Annotated in this window: 2 protein-coding genes; both read left to right on the top strand. The window is 37.1% G+C overall.

All coding sequences use genetic code 11. The annotated features are described in order from the left end of the window. Positions 1-250, top strand: a 250-nt coding sequence (locus tag HMPREF2837_RS00625; RefSeq protein ID WP_222565271.1) for a hypothetical protein, incomplete at its 5' end; no start/stop codon positions are given. A 201-nt stretch (positions 251-451) separates the two neighbouring features. Further along, positions 452-658 (top strand): helix-turn-helix transcriptional regulator, encoded by a 207-nt coding sequence (locus HMPREF2837_RS00630; RefSeq protein WP_075230506.1) that lies wholly within the window; start codon positions 452-454, stop codon positions 656-658. Positions 659-1,043 lie beyond the last annotated feature (385 nt).

The following is a 1,043-nucleotide window of genomic DNA, read 5'->3' on the forward strand; positions in this document are numbered from 1 at the left end:
TTTGAGAAGGCAGTTGGAGATGAAAGATACGGAACTAGGGAAAGTAAAGTTTGATTTGAAGTTGGCAGAAGCCAAAAATAAAGGCTTTGATGACAAATTTAAGACTTACAAAGAAAAAGCGGATGTCCTAGATAAACTGTCAGATGTTTTGACTGAAAAAGAAATAGAATTGCTGAATGACCGAATAATAGCTTTAGAAACAGGCAAAACTTTCTCAGTAGACAGAGATTTTCAAGGACCAGAGCTTTGAGCGATTTATGCCGAGAAAACTCTTGCCAGTAAGCTGAGCGATTTAGACTGAATGTGTCTGGGTCGCAAGGCTGAAAGCTTGCGATCAGAACACGAAGTCGAAAAAATCAGCGAAAGGTTACTTGCTGGCAAGAGGAAATTGGAATAAAGTAAGCGTATGCGGGGTAATAGCTAGTGAAGAAGTAAAAAAGAGGTGATAAGTATGTTAGAAAAAAATAATTATCAAAACAATATAAAGCAATTTAGAGTTAGAGAGGGGTTGACACAGGAAGAATTAGCTAAAAAAATAAATACTTCAAGGCAAATGATAGGCTTAATAGAAAATAATAAAACAATACCATCCGTAGAAACAGCTTTAAAATTAGCTAAAGTTTTAAAAGAACCTATAGAACATCTTTTTTGGCTTTGAAAACGCTTTACTATTTGTGTTTTTAATGATATCATAGTATTAAAATAAATAAAAAGGAGATTGCGTATGTGGCTTTTACCTGTCGTTGGTTTTTTGATTGGAACTCTGTTAGGAAGCCGATAATGTGTGAAGAGAGCTTAAGCTCTCTTTTTGTTTGCGCTTCGCAGTGGAAACAAAAAGCCCCTAGGGAACTGGATTCCTTAGGGGCTTCGGTGTGCTTGCGCACTATATTTTCATACGTTAATTATAATATGTGTTGTGAAAATCTGTCAAAACTATGTTATACTGTTTTGGAGGCGCCTCAGCGATACGGTCGGTGGCGTGAATCTCTTTATCGTTGGGCGACTGGAAACGGATAGCCAAAAGGACACAAGTTTGTGTCGGG

The organism is Streptococcus sp. HMSC071D03, assembly GCF_001812125.1.
GTDB classification, from domain to species: Bacteria; Bacillota; Bacilli; order Lactobacillales; family Streptococcaceae; genus Streptococcus; species Streptococcus pseudopneumoniae_N.

Excerpts from the sequence above, each read along its gene's own strand:
- HMPREF2837_RS00630 (WP_075230506.1), top strand. The coding sequence starts at position 452 with ATGTTAGAAAAAAATAATTATCAAAACAATATAAAGCAATTTAGAGTT.